The organism is Mesorhizobium sp. 131-2-1 (assembly GCF_016756535.1).
GTDB lineage: Bacteria > Pseudomonadota > Alphaproteobacteria > Rhizobiales > Rhizobiaceae > Mesorhizobium.
Map to the genome: position 1 here is coordinate 31,128 of NZ_AP023248.1, position 16,536 is coordinate 47,663.

The 16,536-nt window shown below is 60.8% G+C and carries 20 protein-coding genes and 1 pseudogene; 8 read left to right on the top strand and 13 right to left on the bottom strand.

Going from position 1 to position 16,536, the window contains the following annotated elements; genetic code table 11:
- Window positions 1–9: 9 nt before the first annotated feature.
- Entirely contained in the window at window positions 10–648 is a 639-nt protein-coding gene (locus JG743_RS32900) for a toll/interleukin-1 receptor domain-containing protein (protein ID WP_199200993.1), read from the top strand.
- Between the two features lie 177 nt (window positions 649–825).
- Window positions 826–1,380 (top strand): toll/interleukin-1 receptor domain-containing protein, encoded by a 555-nt coding sequence (locus tag JG743_RS32905; RefSeq protein ID WP_199200994.1) that lies wholly within the window; start codon window positions 826–828, stop codon window positions 1,378–1,380.
- An 11-nt stretch (window positions 1,381–1,391) separates the two neighbouring features.
- On the opposite strand, the gene JG743_RS32910 is transcribed toward JG743_RS32905, so the two are convergent.
- The 5 genes from JG743_RS32910 to JG743_RS32935 form a co-directional block, all read right to left on the bottom strand.
- Window positions 1,392–1,667, bottom strand: coding sequence for a hypothetical protein (locus JG743_RS32910; protein WP_199200995.1), 276 nt, complete (start codon window positions 1,665–1,667; stop codon window positions 1,392–1,394).
- 427 nt (window positions 1,668–2,094) lie between these two features.
- Window positions 2,095–2,817: an SMC-Scp complex subunit ScpB gene (gene scpB, locus JG743_RS32920; RefSeq protein ID WP_199200997.1), complete on the bottom strand. Its 723-nt coding sequence runs from the start codon at window positions 2,815–2,817 to the stop codon at window positions 2,095–2,097.
- 5 nt (window positions 2,818–2,822) lie between these two features.
- Window positions 2,823–3,776 (bottom strand): DUF1403 family protein, encoded by a 954-nt coding sequence (locus JG743_RS32925; RefSeq protein WP_244673263.1) that lies wholly within the window; start codon window positions 3,774–3,776, stop codon window positions 2,823–2,825.
- Between the two features lie 313 nt (window positions 3,777–4,089).
- A complete protein-coding gene (locus tag JG743_RS32930; RefSeq protein ID WP_199200999.1) occupies window positions 4,090–4,617 on the bottom strand; it encodes a GNAT family N-acetyltransferase in 528 nt (175 codons plus the stop codon).
- On the bottom strand, window positions 4,614–4,892 hold the full coding sequence (locus JG743_RS32935) for a type II toxin-antitoxin system TacA family antitoxin (RefSeq protein WP_199201099.1): 279 nt from the start codon (window positions 4,890–4,892) through the stop codon (window positions 4,614–4,616). The genes JG743_RS32930 and JG743_RS32935 overlap by 4 nt, the downstream gene beginning before the upstream one ends.
- Window positions 4,893–4,991: 99 nt before the next feature.
- Between JG743_RS32935 and JG743_RS32940 the strand changes: the two genes are divergently transcribed.
- Window positions 4,992–6,101 carry a site-specific integrase gene (locus tag JG743_RS32940; protein WP_199201000.1) on the top strand — a complete coding sequence of 370 codons (1,110 nt, stop codon included), beginning with the start codon at window positions 4,992–4,994 and terminating at the stop codon, window positions 6,099–6,101.
- 36 nt (window positions 6,102–6,137) lie between these two features.
- On the opposite strand, the pseudogene JG743_RS34500 reads toward JG743_RS32940, so the two are convergent.
- A pseudogene (locus JG743_RS34500) lies at window positions 6,138–6,284 on the bottom strand (type II toxin-antitoxin system VapC family toxin); the annotation flags it as partial.
- 1,681 nt (window positions 6,285–7,965) lie between these two features.
- Between JG743_RS34500 and repA the strand changes: the two are divergent.
- The 4 genes from repA to JG743_RS34505 all read left to right on the top strand — a co-directional run bounded on the left by repA (window position 7,966) and on the right by JG743_RS34505 (window position 11,949).
- Window positions 7,966–9,168, top strand: a complete 1,203-nt coding sequence (gene repA, locus JG743_RS32945; RefSeq protein ID WP_199201002.1) for a plasmid partitioning protein RepA — start codon at window positions 7,966–7,968, stop codon at window positions 9,166–9,168.
- Between the two features lie 2 nt (window positions 9,169–9,170).
- Window positions 9,171–10,181, top strand: coding sequence for a plasmid partitioning protein RepB (repB, locus tag JG743_RS32950; RefSeq protein WP_199201003.1), 1,011 nt, complete (start codon window positions 9,171–9,173; stop codon window positions 10,179–10,181).
- Between the two features lie 166 nt (window positions 10,182–10,347).
- Window positions 10,348–11,553: a plasmid replication protein RepC gene (gene repC, locus JG743_RS32955; protein WP_199201004.1), complete on the top strand. Its 1,206-nt coding sequence runs from the start codon at window positions 10,348–10,350 to the stop codon at window positions 11,551–11,553.
- 189 nt (window positions 11,554–11,742) lie between these two features.
- The gene (locus JG743_RS34505) at window positions 11,743–11,949 is read left to right on the top strand and encodes a DUF5131 domain-containing protein (protein WP_244673264.1); all 207 of its coding nucleotides are present in this window, start codon (window positions 11,743–11,745) and stop codon (window positions 11,947–11,949) included.
- Window positions 11,950–12,172: 223 nt separating this feature from the next.
- Here JG743_RS34505 and JG743_RS32965 read toward each other — a convergent pair whose 3' ends face one another.
- The 4 genes from JG743_RS32965 to JG743_RS32980 all read right to left on the bottom strand — a co-directional run bounded on the left by JG743_RS32965 (window position 12,173) and on the right by JG743_RS32980 (window position 14,074).
- Window positions 12,173–12,478 carry a DUF982 domain-containing protein gene (locus tag JG743_RS32965; RefSeq protein ID WP_199201005.1) on the bottom strand — a complete coding sequence of 102 codons (306 nt, stop codon included), beginning with the start codon at window positions 12,476–12,478 and terminating at the stop codon, window positions 12,173–12,175.
- Window positions 12,479–12,513: 35 nt separating this feature from the next.
- Complete coding sequence (locus JG743_RS32970; RefSeq protein ID WP_199201006.1) at window positions 12,514–12,948, bottom strand: NADH dehydrogenase ubiquinone Fe-S protein 4; 435 nt, start codon at window positions 12,946–12,948, stop codon at window positions 12,514–12,516.
- A 61-nt stretch (window positions 12,949–13,009) separates the two neighbouring features.
- Window positions 13,010–13,519 carry an Hsp20/alpha crystallin family protein gene (locus JG743_RS32975; RefSeq protein ID WP_199201007.1) on the bottom strand — a complete coding sequence of 170 codons (510 nt, stop codon included), beginning with the start codon at window positions 13,517–13,519 and terminating at the stop codon, window positions 13,010–13,012.
- Between the two features lie 87 nt (window positions 13,520–13,606).
- Window positions 13,607–14,074 carry an Hsp20 family protein gene (locus JG743_RS32980; RefSeq protein ID WP_199201008.1) on the bottom strand — a complete coding sequence of 156 codons (468 nt, stop codon included), beginning with the start codon at window positions 14,072–14,074 and terminating at the stop codon, window positions 13,607–13,609.
- Window positions 14,075–14,304: 230 nt separating this feature from the next.
- On the opposite strand from JG743_RS32980, the gene JG743_RS32985 reads away from it, so the two are divergent.
- Complete coding sequence (locus JG743_RS32985; RefSeq protein ID WP_199201009.1) at window positions 14,305–14,559, top strand: hypothetical protein; 255 nt, start codon at window positions 14,305–14,307, stop codon at window positions 14,557–14,559.
- Between the two features lie 172 nt (window positions 14,560–14,731).
- Here JG743_RS32985 and JG743_RS32990 read toward each other — a convergent pair whose 3' ends face one another.
- The 3 genes from JG743_RS32990 to JG743_RS33000 form a co-directional block, all read right to left on the bottom strand.
- Window positions 14,732–15,181: a DUF982 domain-containing protein gene (locus JG743_RS32990; protein WP_244673265.1), complete on the bottom strand. Its 450-nt coding sequence runs from the start codon at window positions 15,179–15,181 to the stop codon at window positions 14,732–14,734.
- Between the two features lie 618 nt (window positions 15,182–15,799).
- A complete protein-coding gene (locus tag JG743_RS32995; protein WP_199201011.1) occupies window positions 15,800–16,069 on the bottom strand; it encodes an usg protein in 270 nt (89 codons plus the stop codon).
- A gap of 22 nt (window positions 16,070–16,091) precedes the next feature.
- Window positions 16,092–16,439 carry a hypothetical protein gene (locus JG743_RS33000; protein WP_199201013.1) on the bottom strand — a complete coding sequence of 116 codons (348 nt, stop codon included), beginning with the start codon at window positions 16,437–16,439 and terminating at the stop codon, window positions 16,092–16,094.
- Window positions 16,440–16,536: the final 97 nt, after the last annotated feature.

Genomic DNA, 16,536 nt, shown 5'->3' on the forward strand with positions numbered 1-16,536 from the left:
CCGCGATCCGTGCCGGTCTTCGTCTCCTACGCGCGCGCCGATGAAGCGTCGCTCGACCTTCTCGTCTCAGCCGTCGCCGCGCTCGACGATTCGACGGTCGAGCTTCGCTTCGACCTCCAAATCCCGCTGGGCGAGGACTATTTCGAGCGCATCTTCGACGATATCCTCGCCTCGCCTGTCGTCGTCTTCATGGTCAGCAAGGCGTTTCTCGCCTCCGGTGCCACGCAGAAAGAGCTGGCATACGCGCAGGCGGCGCAAGGAGCCGGGACCGCTGCTATCCTGCCGGTGATCCTTGAAGACTGCCCCTGGCGGGAGACGCCGCTCAAGGCGTTCCAGGCGCTGCCGCCCGGGTCGAAGCCGGTCGCGTCCCACGATGACCGGCAGCAAGTCTGGCGGATTGTCGCGTCGGGGATCGCGGAGGCGGCGGCGCGGTTCGCCGCGCCCCGCCGCAACCCCGACTTGAAGCTGTTTACCGATGCGGAAATCGTCCAGTTGCTCCGAAACCTTGAGGGCGCCCTGAAGGCGCTGGTCATGGCTGCTGCTCCATTCCCGATTGCGCCGACGCATCTCCTGATCGACATGCAGCAGCTCGAAGCGAAGCGCGCCACATATCGGGACGAGCTCAAAGCACGCATAGGCCGATTGTAGGTCTGACAGGGCAAGCTGTTGTTGCTCAGTGTTTCCTCATTGCGGACATGTTGGCACCGTCGATACGTCTAGAGGGCAAGAGTTATGTTCGTCGGCTTGCGGCAGAATTGACGCTTCAACGTTCATCAGGCGATCCTGAAACGAACCGCGAAACCGGTACGGAAAAGGTGGGGGAAGATGCCGGTTTTCGTTACCCAGAGGGAGTTACGCTCGTTCGCCGCGCAGAAGACTCTGAACGAGCAGCAAACCATCCGCAAAAGCGCATCAGAGCGGCCTCTAGAGGGTGCTACGTTCCTGTCGCACTCGACTAAGGACGATGACTTGGTGGTGGGTGCCACGATCGTGCTCGAGAACCATGGCGCAAAGGTCTACACTGACAAAGTTGACCCGGAGATGCCGCCTTACACCACAGAGAAAACAGCTTCATTGCTGAAGACCCGCATTCGACAGACCAAGCGGTTCGTTCTTCTCGCCAGCAAGAACAGCAAAGAGAGCCGGTGGGTGCCCTGGGAACTCGGGGTCGCAGATGGGTACAAGGGTATTCCGAAAATCGCCCTTTTCCCGTCCGCGGACGATCCGAACGACATGACTTGGGCCTCCTGGGAATATCTCGGCCTGTATCCCCGCATCGTCTGGGGTGAGATCAAGGATCGGCCCAACCCACTTTGGATGGTATGGGACCACAAGACGAATACGGCAACGCCCCTACGGGGCTGGCTCGCCGGACCCTGACATCCTTTCTCTTAGCTGCGGCTTTTAACAAAGCGGCGGGTCTCATCCGTCTTTACGACGCGGATGGCGACATATTCTGAGGCGGTCACTTTGTAATCGACGATGAGCTTTCGTGCGACGAGGTGGGCAAGCGCGGGATTGATGCGGCGTGGCGCCCAGCCATAGCGCTCGGCTACCTCGCCGGTATCATGTGGCATGTTCGGATCGTTCACAAGGTCGGCCGCGAAGCGCAGCGCGTCCTCCTCGGGGTTCCAGCCCATGAAATATTTGTCGAGTGTAGCGAACAAGGTTTCCCTTGGCAGTACCCTATGCCAGTGTTGCACGAATCGGTCCAAGCGAAGCAAGCTACATAATTCCACAGGCCTGGAAACTCTCCTCGCCAGTCATCTCGCGCGGGCTGAAGGCGCCGCCGAAATTGAGCGCGCTGCCGCGAGACCCCAAGTTCCTGCTGGTCCATATTGGCCGAGATCATCGGCATCGAAAAGACGAAGTCCACTAAGCGAGGCAGCTTCGAGTTCCCGCGGCGGCCCCACAGCAACCGCCAGTGAGAGCAGAGGGGACCACCATGCTTGAGACACAAAGATCTCAGCAGAAGGTCACTTCCATTTCCGAAATTTGCCTGCACACCAAGAGCCGTTGGCGACTCATTGCTGTAGCAATTCGCCTTAGCCGCAAGCGTACGCAACAGCCAGCCGCTGCTACGTCAGCAAGTGGCTAATCCTCGACCTCGAGATCAGCGGTTTGATGGTTGGATGAAAAGGCAGGCACTATGGCACCGGCCAACAGCTTTTCCTTCGACAGCAGGCCGGCGTCCTCCAAAGCCTCGAAATCCGGCAGGTCGCGCAGCGTGTCGAGCCCGAACTCCAGCAGGAATTCGTTTGTCGTCACGTAGGTGTAGGGCGCACCGGGCGTGGGGCTGCGCGGCCCGGAGGAGATGAAGCCGGCGCCGCGCAGATGCCCAATGAAATCGCGGCTGATCTCCTTGCCGAAGAACGACGACAGTTCGCCGCGCGTGATCGGCTGAAAATAGGCGATGCACATCAGCACCAGCACCTGTGACTGCGTCAGGTCTTTGGCACGCCCGCTCCCGCCGACGGCCGTGCCAAATGCACTGCGGATGGCGTCGGCATAGGCGGGTCGGGTCAGGTGCTTCCAGCCGCCGGCGACGGCGACCAGGTCATAGGGCCGGCCGCGGAGTTCCTCGCGGATATCGTCGATGAGAAGATCAATGCTGCAGCTCTTACCGACGACCCGCGCAAGCACCTCACGTGTCACCGGTTCGCTGGCTGCAAAGATGGTCGCCTCGATTCGATGCATCCATTCGCGCCACCGAGCTTCCGGCGGCAGATGATCCAATTCGCGGTCGAACAAATGATCATTTGGTCGATCATTGTCAGAACGCCCTTTGCCTCTTCCACTGCGTACCGCGTCTACCATCGCTCTCAAAGCCCGTAGATGCGGAAGGTCGGACGGCCGGATAGCTCACGGACGGCGCCGAGTTCGACCAGACGGTCGAACAGGCGGCGTAACCCACGGTCGCTCATACCCGCGATCTGTTCCGAAGCGACGATCGCGTCGTCGGACAGCAGCTTGCCGACGACGAGGTCCGCTGCCTTGGCCCTAAGTTTCGGCGCGACGCCAAGCAACCGGTCCGCGCGGCGCTCGAGCTCGGCGGAAAGATCAATGGCGCGCAACGCGGCGCGCGCCTGCGCGGCAAGCAGATCTTTCCCACGCTCAGGATCTATCCCAATGCTTGTCGCCACGGAGCTGGCTGCCGATCGACGCGGGCGGACGCTTGTCCCCAAGGCTACCTCGGCGCCCAGCAGAGGCACCGCGTGGGCCCAACCCAGCCGCTGCGCAAGCAGGGCGTCGGCGAGCCAACATCCGAAGGCTCGTGCGAAGCCATACCTTTCGGCGGCCGTGAACGCGTCGGTCAGCATGCCGACCATTCCGATGTTCGCGGAAAGCTGTCGAAGATCATCTGCCAGTTCGCCGACTGCGTCGTCGTCGCGGCGGAGACCGAGGTCATCCAGCACCGCGCCGATGCTCGCCTCCGTCAGCAGTTTCTCGGCAGGCGTGCCGACCAGCCGGCGCCAGGCAAGCAGCATCGATCCGGCGGGGCCGACGGACAAAAAATCGCCCGGGCGTGTGAGCAGCACGGCGTCGCGCAGCGCCCCTTCATCCTCGACGCGCCCTGCCTGCTTCGCCGTGACCGCAGCCGCCGAAAGCGCCAGGCGTCGCCGCCAGGCGCCGGCCCACCGCTCCTGCCGGCGGACCACCGCATCGAGCGCGCCGATGGCGGCGCCGGCAGTGAGCGCGACGTCTTCAACATCTTTGCCCGCAAGGCTTTGCGCATCCGGGATGGCCCGGCGCAGCCAGGCCGGCACCGTCGCCATCGGCGCGGTCGAAGGAGCACCGGCAAGCGAGGCGTGGTGGCGTCGAGAGGGCTTGGGACGCAGAATCATCGAAAACACGATGATTCATGACGGCGCTTTTAGCAATGGGATTCGCACATAACCGCCGCACCTGTCGCCCGCAGAATACGAACGATAATGTTGCCTTATCGTTCGTTTTGCTCTTATATGAGAAATGGCCGTTTTCAGCGATCAGAAGCCCAAAAATCACGCCGAGCGACCCTGCGGAGCGTGCCACAGCACGGGGCCGCAAGACGACGTTTCGATCGCCTGCGCGTCGGCCGACGGCGTACCCTCAGAGGTGCCCGCTGGCTTTCAAGGATTCGGCAAAAGTCTTGAGCGGAAGGACAAGCGTCATTGGACGATCGTTCAGCGGCTCGGCGCCGTAGCTCGCGTACCAGCTCGCGGCCCGACTACTTTTGGCGTCGATGATCATCAGCACACCGCCGACTTCCTCAGTAACGCGGATGCAGCGCAGCGCGGCTGCGAGCAGAAGCTGGCCACCAAGCCCCCTGCCCGCCACCGATTTGTCGACAGCAAGCCGCGCCAGCAGAAAGCCCGGCACATCGTGTCGCGCCAGACCCTTCGTCATCGTGGGAGGAACCGCGTGATGTTCGACCGAGGCCGGAGCCAGACTGTAGAAGCCAAGGATTTTTTCCGGTGCATCGTCGGGTACCGCACAGAACGTCTTTACCGCGTTCTGCTCGTGCCCTTGCCGCGCGAAGCGCTGCAAGAAGGCATTCATCTCGACATCGCCACAGTCAAAGGCTTTCCGGTCGTGCGACCGGGCGATCGCCTGCTCATGCCAGGGCGGAAGGCTCACCGGGTCTTCGGAAGCGCGGCCGCCGCCGCACGCAACTTGGCGTTCGGCTTCGGAGGATTGTCCAGAAGCTCTAGGATGCGGCCAAAATCCCGCTCTGATACCTTTATGGTGTCAGCTTCGGCGATTACGGTTTCGGCTGCGCGCAGCGCGGACTGGGTGACGAAGCTGGTGAGATCGGTATGGCGAAGCGCTGCGGCGCGCAACAGGCGCGCCTTCACCTCCGGCTTCACCCGGATGTTCATCCGATCAGTATCATCAAGGGCTGCCCGTGCCATGGCTTCGATTCCCAGATTGCTTGGACAGCATAGATACATCTGCCGGATCGCGATTGCAATAACGTACGCATTGAATGCGCACAGGCTTGAGACATTATCATGAGTCCTGACGAGGGCGATCTTCCCGACATTGTCGATATGGTTATGGCGATGGGGCGTACGGAAGAGGAGCCAGCGGCATCCCCTTCCCCTCCCCTTCCGGCGGCGGCTGCTCCTCGCCTGGCGGCGCATCTCGAGGCGCTTGCCGGCCGCGCTCGCGACTATGTCGAGGCGGCGAGCTCCGCCAACACGCGGCGCGCCTATGCCGCTGACTGGAAGCATTTCGCCAGCTGGTGCCGGCGCCAGGGCATCGAGATGTTTCCGCCCGATCCGCAGGTCGTCGGGCTCTACATCACCGCTTGCGCATCCGGCACGGCGACTGGCGATAAGACGACGAACTCCGTGTCGACGATCGAACGCCGGCTGTCCTCGCTGACGTGGAACTACGCCCAGCGCGGTCAACCGCTGGACCGCAAGGATCGCCACATCGCCACGGTGATGGCCGGCATCCGCAACAAGCACGCCGCCCCGCCCCGGCAGAAAGAGGCGATCCTGCCAGAGGATCTGATCGCCATGCTGGAGACGCTCGACCGCGGAAGCTTACGCGGCCTGCGCGACCGCGCCATGCTGCTCCTCGGTTTTGCCGGCGGTCTGCGCCGCTCCGAGATCGTGGCTTTGGACATCGGCCGCGACCAGACCGAGGACGGCGGCGGCTGGATCGAGATCCTCGACAAGGGCATGCTCGTTTCCCTTCGCGGCAAGACCGGCTGGCGGGAGGTCGAAGTCGGGCGCGGCTCGTCCGATACCACCTGCCCGGTTGCCGCGGTGCAGATCTGGCTCAAGCTCGCGCGCATCGCACACGGACCGCTGTTCCGGCGCGTCACCGGCCAGGGCAAGGCGGTCGGCGCCGATCGGCTCAACGACCAGGAGGTCGCGCGCCTGGTCAAGCGCACTGCGCTGGCGGCAGGCGTACGCGGCGACCTGCCGGAAGGCGAACGCGAAAAGCTGTTTGCCGGCCATTCGTTGCGCGCGGGCCTCGCCTCCTCGGCCGAAGTCGACGAGCGCTATGTGCAGAAGCAACTTGGCCATACCAGCGCCGAGATGACCCGCAAGTACCAGCGCCGCCGCGACCGTTTCCGTGTCAACCTCACAAAAGCCTCCGGGCTTTAGGCGCTGGTAGAAGGCCCTCCCCTCCGCTGTGGCGGCTCACATGGTCGGCGCAATCAGTTTCAATGACGGAAAGTACGTCCGGTAGCGCCTTACATCGCGCGTCAAAAGCGGCAGCTGAGCTACAGCCGCATAGGCACCAATGAAGAAGTCGGGCAGCACACCGGTCCTCGATCCACCGGCCCTCCCCTACCCCTCGCGAATCGTTGTTTTGGAAGTCCGTAGGCCCGCGTCAGTTTACGCCTTGTTAAGGTTAACGGTTGACATGGCTTCCAGAAAGTGTCCCGGGACCCTGCAGCTGGGCGGGAGCGGCGACTTGGAAGAACCGCCAAAGTGTGACATGACGTTGCGGCTGCGCAAACTGTAGTCGTTACGAAGTTGTCCACGTACAACTGTGCTGCCCTTGGGAGGTTCGCCCGAGACTTTTGCAGCGGCGACCCAGCGGAGATGCTCTGGAAGCCTGCCGCCTGCCCCGGTGTACGATTGGTAGATCACTGCCGATGGGCGTTGCCGGGCCGCTCGTCGCTGCATCGGCGCGAGAGACATCCAGCCAGCGCCGACAGGGAGTTGCGCATGTACAACTGCGGCGAAGCCGCGGGCGCGGCTGGAGGACGGCCTGAGACAAAGTCCATTTCCCGAGGCGCGCTTGATGAAGTTGCACATAGACAACTGTTCAAGCGAGGCCGTGATGTCGACCCCCTGGTATACGCTGTCATCAGGACTGGTGCGCAATTGTCTCCAAGTGCTGCGACTTGGCAAAGCAGCTGCACGGGCCCAATCTTGCGCGGGATCCGCCGTCCGTACCGACCAAGGTGCCGAGCCGTTGGGCAAGTCGGCCGCGACATTGGCAGCGGTCTAAGCAGATGCCTTGCGGCACTGCCGGCAATCGCCAAGAGCGATCGTGGCAAGGCCCACTGATCGGGACCCGGGCGGGAATTGCTGCAGGGCGACTTCGATGAGCAGCTCGCCGCGACTGGCCAACGAGTGCGCCTATTGAGTTGTACACGGACAACTGGAGTCAGTGGTCTAGCTGGCGTCGCATTGGGTCAACAACTACAGCGAGGTCGTATTCCATTCTGCTCAATGGCCGTGCTGACCATTGCAGCTTTCCGCGGTTCACCCGCGCCGACAATGTCCCGCGCGGCTAAATCGGCGGGCGCAGTTGTCACGGGCCGCGCAAGTCGAGGTGGCTGGACTTGGCATCATCCAGATGAGTTGCACACGTACAACTCAGGCTTTGACTTGAGCAGGGCCTCTCGCATGTCAGTCCCGCAGGTGTGATTGATCTATACGGCGGAATTCTCGATCGCCCCACAATCCGCGAACTCACATTGTGCGTTGGGTCAAGTCCACCAAACGCCATCGCGAAAACGGGGATCGTTCCGGCTCCAAGCCACCGATGCATTAGTGCCGCCCAGGCCATGGGCCGGCCCTGCCGTAGCGCGCGAATTGTCGGCAACCTACTTAACCCACGTCGTGAGCAGAGAACGTGTCGCTCACGCTAATGGCTCCAGCGTCGACCTTCAAACCAGGTTGCTCAGGTACAACCGATCGAGACGCACTGCACCCCAACTCTCACGGTGTCCGCGCCCGCTGTAGCGCGGCTATCCGCCAGCAAGAGCGTGCCTCGACTGATGCTGCGAAAAGCTATGTGTCTCGGTTCTACCGTGCAGTTGCCTTGCAGACATAGTAATGTCGGGCGTTGATTCTTTGGCCTTTCCAAGTCCCCGCAGACTCGTCCACCGATCAGCCGTGTTAACCTTCTGTTAACCAAAAAGCGTTTGTCGGCCGTCCAGAATCAGTTCATCTTGATCAGCGCATTTACGTTTCTCATTCGCTAAAATGCGCAGATCAGGAGAGAGTCGTGTTGGACAAGGTCAGCCACGGCAAGCCGGCGGGTGAAAGCCTTCGCGAACTCATCGCCGCGGACGCCACCGAACTATCGAGGCAGTTGCAGGCGCACCAGGCGAGGACCTTCCCACCGACCGCGCAGAAGGGCATTCGCTTGTTCACGCCTGGCGAGGCCGCCGATTTCATTGGCATTCATGAAGGCTACCTGCGCCAGATCGTCTCCGAAGGCCACGGGCCGCAGCCACAGGCGAACGGAAGGCGGATGTATTCCGTAGGGGACATCGACCGGCTCCGCCAAGTGCTCGACGAGGCAAACTCAAAGGCGCCGGGGAAATACATACGTCACCGAAGGGGAGAGGAGAAACTCCAGATTCTCTCGGTGATGAATTTCAAAGGAGGCAGCGCCAAGACCACCACCGCGGCTCACCTTGCCCAGTTCCTGTCCTTGCGCGGTTACCGGGTGCTTGCCATCGACCTTGATCCTCAGGCCAGCCTGTCAGCCATGTTCGGCCATCAGCCCGAACTCGATGTCGGGCCCAACGAGACCATCTACGGCGCGATCCGCTACGATTCGGAATGCAGAAGCATCCTGGAAATCGTCCGCTCGACCTATACACCCAACCTGCATCTCGTCCCGGGCAACCTGGAGCTCATGGAATTTGAGCACGAGACGCCGAAGGTGCTGGCCAACCGCCAGCCGGGTACCATGTTCTTTGCCAGGCTCGGCGAATGTCTGGCCGAAATCGAGGCCGCATACGATGTCGTGGTCATTGATTGCCCGCCGCAACTGGGCTTCCTGACGCTGTCTGCCTTGTGCGCGGCCACGGCCGTCATCATCACCGTGCATCCGCAAATGCTCGACGTGATGTCGATGTCCCAGTTTCTGCTGATGACCTCAGACCTGCTAACCGTCGTCGAGAACGCCGGCGGCAACACAGACTATGACTGGATGCGCTACCTGGTCACCCGGTTCGAGCCGAACGACGGCCCGCAAAGCCAGATGGCCGGGTTCATGCGCTCGATCTTCGGCAACCGGGTTCTCGAAAATTCAATGCTCAAGTCGACCGCGATCTCCGATGCGGGACTGACCAAGCAGACCCTTTATGAGGTTGAACGCGGACAATTCACGCGCGGGACTTATGACCGGGCGCTTGAGAGCCTGACGCTTGTCAACGGCGAAATCGAGGAGCTGATCCGCAAAACCTGGGGGCGGAAATAATCATGGCCCGCAAGAACCTTTTAGAACTGTCCGAGGGTGCCGGCGAGCAGGCACCGCCTGACGCCACCAGGACCTCGCTCGTACGGCCCCTTATGGGCCTTGATCGACCATTGAAGCCGGGCAGGCCGGTGGGCGCCATCTCGCAATCGCTGGAGAACATAAACTCGCGGGCCCAGCGGGCAGAGGAAATCGAGCGCAAATTGTCGGAAGGGCAGGCGGTTGTTGAACTCGATCCAAGCCTTATCGATCAGTCTATCGTGGTCGATCGCCTGGGCGTCACCGACGAAAGACGAGCGGCCCTCGTCGATCAGATACGCGAGCACGGACAGCAGGTGCCCATCCTGGTGCGGCCGCATCCAGATGACAGCGCTCGCTACCAAGTCGCCTACGGACACCGCCGATTGGCTGCAGTCCGGCAACTCGGCCGGATGGTGCGCGCGGTCGTCAGGGAACTGACCGACGAGCAGCTCGTCGTCAGCCAAGGCCAGGAAAACAACAGTCGCAGCGACCTTTCCTACATCGAACGGTGCTATTTCGCAGCAAAGCTGGAAGCCAAGGGTTTCTCGCGCGACATCATCATGGCCTCGCTTGGGGTCGACAAGGCAGCGCTGTCAAAGATGATTGCGCTGGTCGCGCGCCTGCCGGCGGAGATCATCGAGGCCATCGGCACCGCTGAATCGTTCGGTCGCCAAAGATGGGCCGAGCTCGCCGATCTGCTCGAGGATGGGGCCAAGCGCGCCAGCGCAATGAAGGCAATTCAGGATCCCGAATTCGCGGCACTCTTCAGCGACGAGCGCTTCCAGTCAGTTTACGACATGGTCAAGATTCCGGCAAAAAAGCCCGACCGGACGCTATGGACAGCACCCAACGGTTCTCGCCTGGTCAGCATCAGCGACAGCGAATCCAAGACGACCTTCGCCTTCGATAATCGTATCGAACCGGAATTCGCCAACTTCGTTCGGGAGCGCTTGCAAGCGCTCTATGACGAGTTCCGTCAAAAGATAACGGACTAAGGAGCACTCAACCCGCAAAAGAAAAAGGCCCCCAGACGTCGCCGTCGTGGAAGCCTCTCTCATGATCTAAGCAGTCTGAGAATCGCAAATCCACGAATCACTGTCAAGAGTCCAGGCGCCGATTTGGCGAGCTGATTTCTTTTGCCTAGCAATAGGTGGAAGAGAAATGGGGACGCATACCGCAACGACGCCCTTTGGGCGGCGGCCAATGACGCTTGCGCTGGTGCAGGCGAACGCGGCGGCACGAGAGATCCCGCAAGGGTCCGTCGTGGAGAAATGGCAGGTCTATCGCTGGCTTTGCGAGGGCAAGTCGATCATCGGCGTGGGAGACCGCGCTTTGGCCGTGCTGAGCGGGCTGTTGTCATTCTATCCGGACGATCAGATCAGTGAGGAAAACGGCCTGATGGTCTTCCCCTCGAACGCCCAGCTGTCAATGCGGGCGCACGGCATGGCTGATTCCACGCTGCGCCGAAATCTGGCTGAACTGGTGACTTGCGGTCTGATCATCCGCCGTGACAGTCCGAACGGCAAAAGGTTCGCTCGCAAGGGGCAGGGCGGGACTGTCATGGAAGCGTTCGGCTTCTCACTGGCGCCGCTGCTGACGCGAGCTGAGGAGTTCCAGCGCGCGGCCGAGCAGGTTCGCGCCGACAGCCGGGCGCTGAAATTGATGCGGGAGCGGATCACGCTCCATCGCCGTGACATCCACAAGCTAGTCGAGGCCGCGATCGACGAGAGCGCGCCTGGCGACTGGGGAGCTATCTGGACGCGGTTCAGAGCCATCGTGGAGGCGATTCCGAGGCGGGCAGGGCTGCCAGAGCTAGAAGGGATCGTTGCTGAGCTGACCGTGCTCCATGACGAAGTGGACAGCATGCTGGAAAGCTTCATGAATTTCACGAATCCGAGCGGCAATGAGTCCCAAACTGAGCGGCAGCAATCTGATTCAAACACCGACTCTAATTTTGAATTTGAACCTGCTTTAGAGAAAAGCGGGGCGACGGTCGCACCAAGACGGGCAGTCGACGAGAAGCCGAAAGGCTATCCGATCGGACTTGTGCTGAAAGCCTGCCCCGAGATTGCCGACTATGCAGCCGACGGGATCGCAAACTGGCGCGATTTGATGATCACCGCGGCCCAGGTGCGAGGCTACCTTGGCGTGTCGCCCTCGGCCTATGAGGAGGCTTGCCATGTGATGGGCCAGGAGGTCGCCGCGATCGTGATTGCCTGCATCCTGCAGAGGGCGCAGCATATCAACTCGGCCGGCGGTTATCTGCGGGTGCTGACCGAAAAGGCGAGGGCAGGGCAGTTCTCCGTCGGGCCGATGCTGATGGCGGCGCTTAAAGCCAATGGCGCCACCGTGAGGATGACCGGATGAAATTTCGAGCACATCGCCGGCCCCTCCAAGACCTTGCGCGGGTACCGTGACACAAAATCAGGAAGTGAAGTGGAGCTGCGATACCCTTCTGGAGCCTTTCTCCTGGAGAGATCCGAAGAACGTGCGAATTCAGCCCGATCTTTTCGAGCCCGAGACAGGAACGCGTGGCGCGACAAGGTGTTTGCTGCGATGGCGCTTTGTCCGGAGCATCGATTTTGGCTGAGGACCGCGTATCCGCAGCTTTACGGTCAGTACATTGAACAGATCGCCCATGATCGTCTCGAATGGCTTGCCTGGCGGGTTTCGGTGAGCCAGGTGCTGCGGGAGCTTGGCCGGCAGGAGGAGGCGACCGGCGATGGCCCCGCGTGGCCGCTGGCCAATGTCGATGTCGAATGAGCGGCGCAGTCCGCAACAGACCGAGGGCCTCGTCTTCGCTCGTATATTAGCTTTTCGACACGGCCAATGACATCTTGCTAATAAAGCTGCAACGCGTCGCCGGCCGGGCCGCCTACGATATCCATTCGCAGGTCATCGGCCCGCGGCCCGAACTAGGTGAACGACAGATTGTCAGCCGAAATCCCGTGGAGAACCAGTGTATCGATGCCGGCTTTCTGCTGCTTTAGGAGAAGCGGCGGTCTTTTGGGGACCTTTCTGCAGGGTTGGCCTCGTTCGGCAGCGGGAAATCGGAATCAGCCAGGATACGGGCAATCCTGGCAAACCCGACAAATGCCTTCCGCGCCTGATCGGTGGTCATCTGACCGGCGATCGCGGCGTTGCAGCTCCTCACAGCGCAACCATACACCGGTCCTCGCCGCGGTTTCGGCCATTGGTTTAAAAATACGAGCGCCTCTCGGACTGTGGTTATGTCGTTGATCACACCGTTGGTCCTAACCGGGACCGGGACCAGAAAAGCCAGACTTGTCATTTTTGCCTCCCTAAGACTGCTATGATTGCCGTGCTTCACCTCCCGCCTGGGCTGTTGCAGGGGACTGGGATGAGCAGCCGCTTTGCGGAAACGGTTCGAACGTTTCGTCGAGGCCGCTGGGGCTGAACAGTTTGTACGACATAATCCAGCCCGTGCCGCTCAGCGAAGGCGATGGCCGAATTTCGGCTGGGAAAATCCAACTGCACTTGGGTAAGCATGTCGCCGCCGCCGCAATAGCCCATCAGATGATCGATGACGGTCGGAGTTCGGCGTTCGAACTCAAGGCGCCAGGGCCGGCGCGTAACACGCGCCGAAGTCATGACCGAACGGCTAGGCCGAAAGATCCGTGCCGATTGGTGGGCCGAAGCCGGGGTGTTGAGACCACCATCAAACAGTTGGAGTTCCTCGCCCTGCCAGGACCTTGAGGTGATCCGGCTCGATTGTTTGGCTCCTGTGAGTAGCTCCGGCATTCGATGTTCCTCGCTATCTGCGAGGACCGGGGCTCATCGAGCCCCGGCCTTTTCTCGACCGTCATTTGTTGCCGTTGATTGCAATCCGCTTGGCGTTTGCCTGCGCCTTTTTGGTCTTCGGCAGTGTCACGGTGAGCACACCGTTCTTGAACGTCGCCGCCACCTGGTCGTCCTCAACCTCCCGACCGAGGCTGAAGCGCCGCTCAAAGCGCCCATAATAGCGCTCGCTGAACTGGCGGTCCTTGTCCTCGGTTTCTGCTTTCTTCTCGCCGCGAAGCGTCAAAACACCATCATCCAGCATGACCTCGACGTCGTTTTCATCGAGGCCAGGGATTTCGGCCGTCACCCGGATTTCCTTATCGGTTTCCGAGAACTCCACGCTTGGCCAAGTGCCATTGAGAGGAGGCACGCGGCCAGGAACCGAAGGCGTGTCAAAACCGCGGAACACTTCGTCGAATAGCCGGTTGACATTGCGGTGCAGCGACAGGAACGGATCCATGTCGTCACCGCGATAAATACTCGGTGCCTGGCTGCCGCCACGGCTCCAGGGAATCAAGTCACGTACGCTCATTTGTCCTTCTCCTTCTCGTTCTATAGGTCGCACCCGGACCCCACCCACGACAGGACGGGGTGTCTGCTGCAGGCCGACCGCCAAAGATCAGGCCGCCGCGCTTTCAATGCGCTTGGACGCCGCCTTCTTGTCGGTCTCGACATTGATCGCGATGCGGCGCGGCTTCATCTCCTCGGGAATTTCTTTCTTGAGGTCGATGATCAGCAGACCGTTTTCGAGCTTTGCCCCGACAATGGTCACATGATCGGCCAGTTCGAAGCGGCGCGTGAACGGCCTCAACGCCAAACCATGATGGAGGTACTGAACATCGTCGTCCTCTGTCCTGGCGCCCTCGATCACGAGCATATTTGGCTCCTGCGTGATCGTAAGCTCGTCTTCAGCGAAACCGGCGACCGCAAGGACAATGCGGTAGGTGTCTTCGCCGAGCTTGGCGATATCGTAGGGCGGCCAGTTGTCCGCGTTCTGTGGTGGGCTGGCGTTTTCGAGCAGGTTGAAGATGCGGTCAAAGCCGATGCTCGACCGATAGAAGGGGGAAAAGTCCAGGTTCGTTCTCATAACTACATCCTCCTTGGAGCAACATAGATACGAGGGAACGCCAAGAAGCATGGGCGCTCCCTGACACATCGGCCCCTTACGTGGCGGCCGACGAGAATGAATTGGGAATTGACTTCCGCGGCGTCAAGAGGGTCCGCCAAGGCAGTTTTGCGACCGCCTTCGAATGGCTGGTGGCAACTGCTCCATCGAATACCCATCTGCTTCGCTAGCATTTCGAACGGAGGAAAAGGATGACCTTGACACGCCAAGACGTCGTCTCGGTCCTCGGACCCGTGGACAACGTGACGATTGCGGAGATCATCGCGTCCGGCGCCTCGCTCGAGGAATTGAGAGAGGCTTGGGCCTGGGCCTCTGGTGACGAGGCGCTGATGAGCCAAGGGCGACCGCTGCCGGGCACACGGGTGGCAGCGCTAATCGACCTGATCGAGCCCGACGACGAAGGCGACCTGGCGCATCCGGCCCAAGGGGACCCGGACGAAACTTGAAGAGGCGCCGGCGGCTTGCCATTCAGGCAGACGCGCTTAATCGCGCGATCCGCTTGGTAGTTTGTCTGTGCTGAAGGCATCTATATGAACAGGCAACAATATGGGTTCGGCTTCCCGCTCCCGTTGACGCACCGCTCTGATGCTGCCGCGGTAGATTACCGCCGCAGTGAATTTAGCCCTCACCTTCTAAAAGTTGGTCTACCTTGCTGATCTTCGGCCCTGTCATCCACGGCGGCGCTACGGGCACGTCCTCGATGACACCGACCCTGCGTGCCCAAGTCCTAAAGGCCTTGTTCGCTGCCTCGACAGACTTCCCACCATCGTACGCGGAGCAGCATGCATCAGACGCCGCTGCGTGGAGAAGGCCGCGTCTTTCAACCGGCCATTCTTCCAGAAACTCTATCGCATCCATGACACAGCCGATCTTTTGGACACCATAGCCGTCGTCTCTTACGAAAACCGGCTGTTTGAACGTCGCACTTTCCATTAGTGACCTCCCTTCAACCGTGAGCGGCAACTGATCCTGCCTCGCCGTGTGGGCGACGATGTCAGTTCCCGGCAAACCCATGCCTGCGAGCTTGGCGAACGCCACGGCAAACAAGGACGGAAACGGGATTTCCAAGGAAAATCGTTCCCATGCGATCTATCCGCTTCTGTTCGCCTCGACGTCCGGCAAGCCGTGCTCGGCACCTGGGAAAAAGATTGGAAACACCTCTTTTCAGTTCAAGGGGGATGGCGAGCCGCCAGCAGCTTTATGATCGGACGCGGGCAACTACAAAGGAGTGTGTCCCATTGCCGCTTGTGCCAAGTCGCATTGGGCCAGTACAATCGGGATATGAAAAGCGCGAAGCCTGCTTACGTTGTGTACAACCCGCCAGCGTACGGATTCCCGTTTCTTGCGGTCATTCTGTCAGATGATGGTACGGTGACTGCAAGGGCGTTCGATACTGCCGAGGAAGCTGCAGCATTCAACCACCAAATGGCGCGGTCACAGTTCCCGGGAAAGCGGACGCACTGACCACCGACGCTGGGCGGAGATCGAGCCTCCCTTCTAGGAGAACCCGTCGCGCGAAGTCCAGATGGCGCCGCGACCTCTGCTAGGCTCGTTCGTCTGTTTCCTCAAATCCAGTGGAAGCGTTGTGGCTGTGCACCGCTATCGGCATCAACAAAGAGGCTTTGGTGCAACCGTCTTGGCCAATAGCCTGATGACGGAGAAGGGGTGGACGCGGCCTCGGCCTGGCTATTGAATTGTGAGGATGCCGTCGACGGCCTGCCATTCGGAAGGCCGGATAAGGCGGTGATGGGCGACGCGCACGGAATGCAGCGCGCCTTCGAGTTCGCGCTCCCAGTAATCCAGAAACCCCTTGAGGGTCGGGAATTCCGGTGCGAGATCGTATTCCTGCCAAACGTAGAGCTGCAGAAGGCTTGGATGATCGGGAAGGTGGTAGTGGATCTCCGCGGTGGTGAGACCGTAGCCCTCCACCTGCAGCCGGAACTCCCTGCTGACCATGCGTTTCTCCTATCGCGCGCGTTCAGGCATCAAGTCTTTGCGGGCGTTCTCGGGCCCGCCGTTGCTTGAAGTCACAACCTGCCTCGGACCTACGATCGTCCAGTCGGCGAAGTGCATCCATGATCGCGTCAAACGTCACCGGGCTCGCAGCACCCGGTGGTTTTCGCAGCGCAGGCATGGATTCGACGGCGCAAGCATCCGATGCCCATGAGGCAAGAATGGCGCGCTTTTCCTGAATGTCGAGTGTGCGGTCGCCCACCACCTCATCGGGGTGACTAAAGTGCAGCGCCGGGAACAGCAGGCGGTCAAGCGAAGGATCAGAGGTTTCAGGGGCGATCGAGGGGATGTTTTTCGACGAGGTTCGTTCCATCGACAGTCTCCGTTTCCTAACAATCTCCTTGGCATCGTTGTCTTCTTGGGACTCCAATCGCACAAAATTTCGTGGAGTTCGGATCGAATTTCAAGAC

Bases quoted from the DNA above. Each gene is read 5' to 3' on its own strand.
- JG743_RS32970 (WP_199201006.1), bottom strand. From the start codon at position 12,948: ATGCCGGAGCTACTCACAGGAGCCAAACAATCGAGCCGGATCACCTCA.
- JG743_RS32965 (WP_199201005.1), bottom strand. From the start codon at position 12,478: ATGACAAGTCTGGCTTTTCTGGTCCCGGTCCCGGTTAGGACCAACGGT.
- JG743_RS32905 (WP_199200994.1), top strand. From the start codon at position 826: ATGCCGGTTTTCGTTACCCAGAGGGAGTTACGCTCGTTCGCCGCGCAG.
- repC (WP_199201004.1), top strand. From the start codon at position 10,348: ATGGGGACGCATACCGCAACGACGCCCTTTGGGCGGCGGCCAATGACG.
- JG743_RS32940 (WP_199201000.1), top strand. From the start codon at position 4,992: ATGAGTCCTGACGAGGGCGATCTTCCCGACATTGTCGATATGGTTATG.
- JG743_RS32975 (WP_199201007.1), bottom strand. From the start codon at position 13,519: ATGAGCGTACGTGACTTGATTCCCTGGAGCCGTGGCGGCAGCCAGGCA.
- JG743_RS32985 (WP_199201009.1), top strand. From the start codon at position 14,305: ATGACCTTGACACGCCAAGACGTCGTCTCGGTCCTCGGACCCGTGGAC.
- JG743_RS32980 (WP_199201008.1), bottom strand. From the start codon at position 14,074: ATGAGAACGAACCTGGACTTTTCCCCCTTCTATCGGTCGAGCATCGGC.
- JG743_RS34505 (WP_244673264.1), top strand. From the start codon at position 11,743: ATGGCGCTTTGTCCGGAGCATCGATTTTGGCTGAGGACCGCGTATCCG.
- JG743_RS32925 (WP_244673263.1), bottom strand. From the start codon at position 3,776: ATGGCGACGGTGCCGGCCTGGCTGCGCCGGGCCATCCCGGATGCGCAA.
- JG743_RS33000 (WP_199201013.1), bottom strand. From the start codon at position 16,439: ATGGAACGAACCTCGTCGAAAAACATCCCCTCGATCGCCCCTGAAACC.
- JG743_RS32995 (WP_199201011.1), bottom strand. From the start codon at position 16,069: ATGGTCAGCAGGGAGTTCCGGCTGCAGGTGGAGGGCTACGGTCTCACC.
- scpB (WP_199200997.1), bottom strand. From the start codon at position 2,817: ATGGTAGACGCGGTACGCAGTGGAAGAGGCAAAGGGCGTTCTGACAAT.
- JG743_RS32935 (WP_199201099.1), bottom strand. From the start codon at position 4,892: ATGGCACGGGCAGCCCTTGATGATACTGATCGGATGAACATCCGGGTG.
- repB (WP_199201003.1), top strand. From the start codon at position 9,171: ATGGCCCGCAAGAACCTTTTAGAACTGTCCGAGGGTGCCGGCGAGCAG.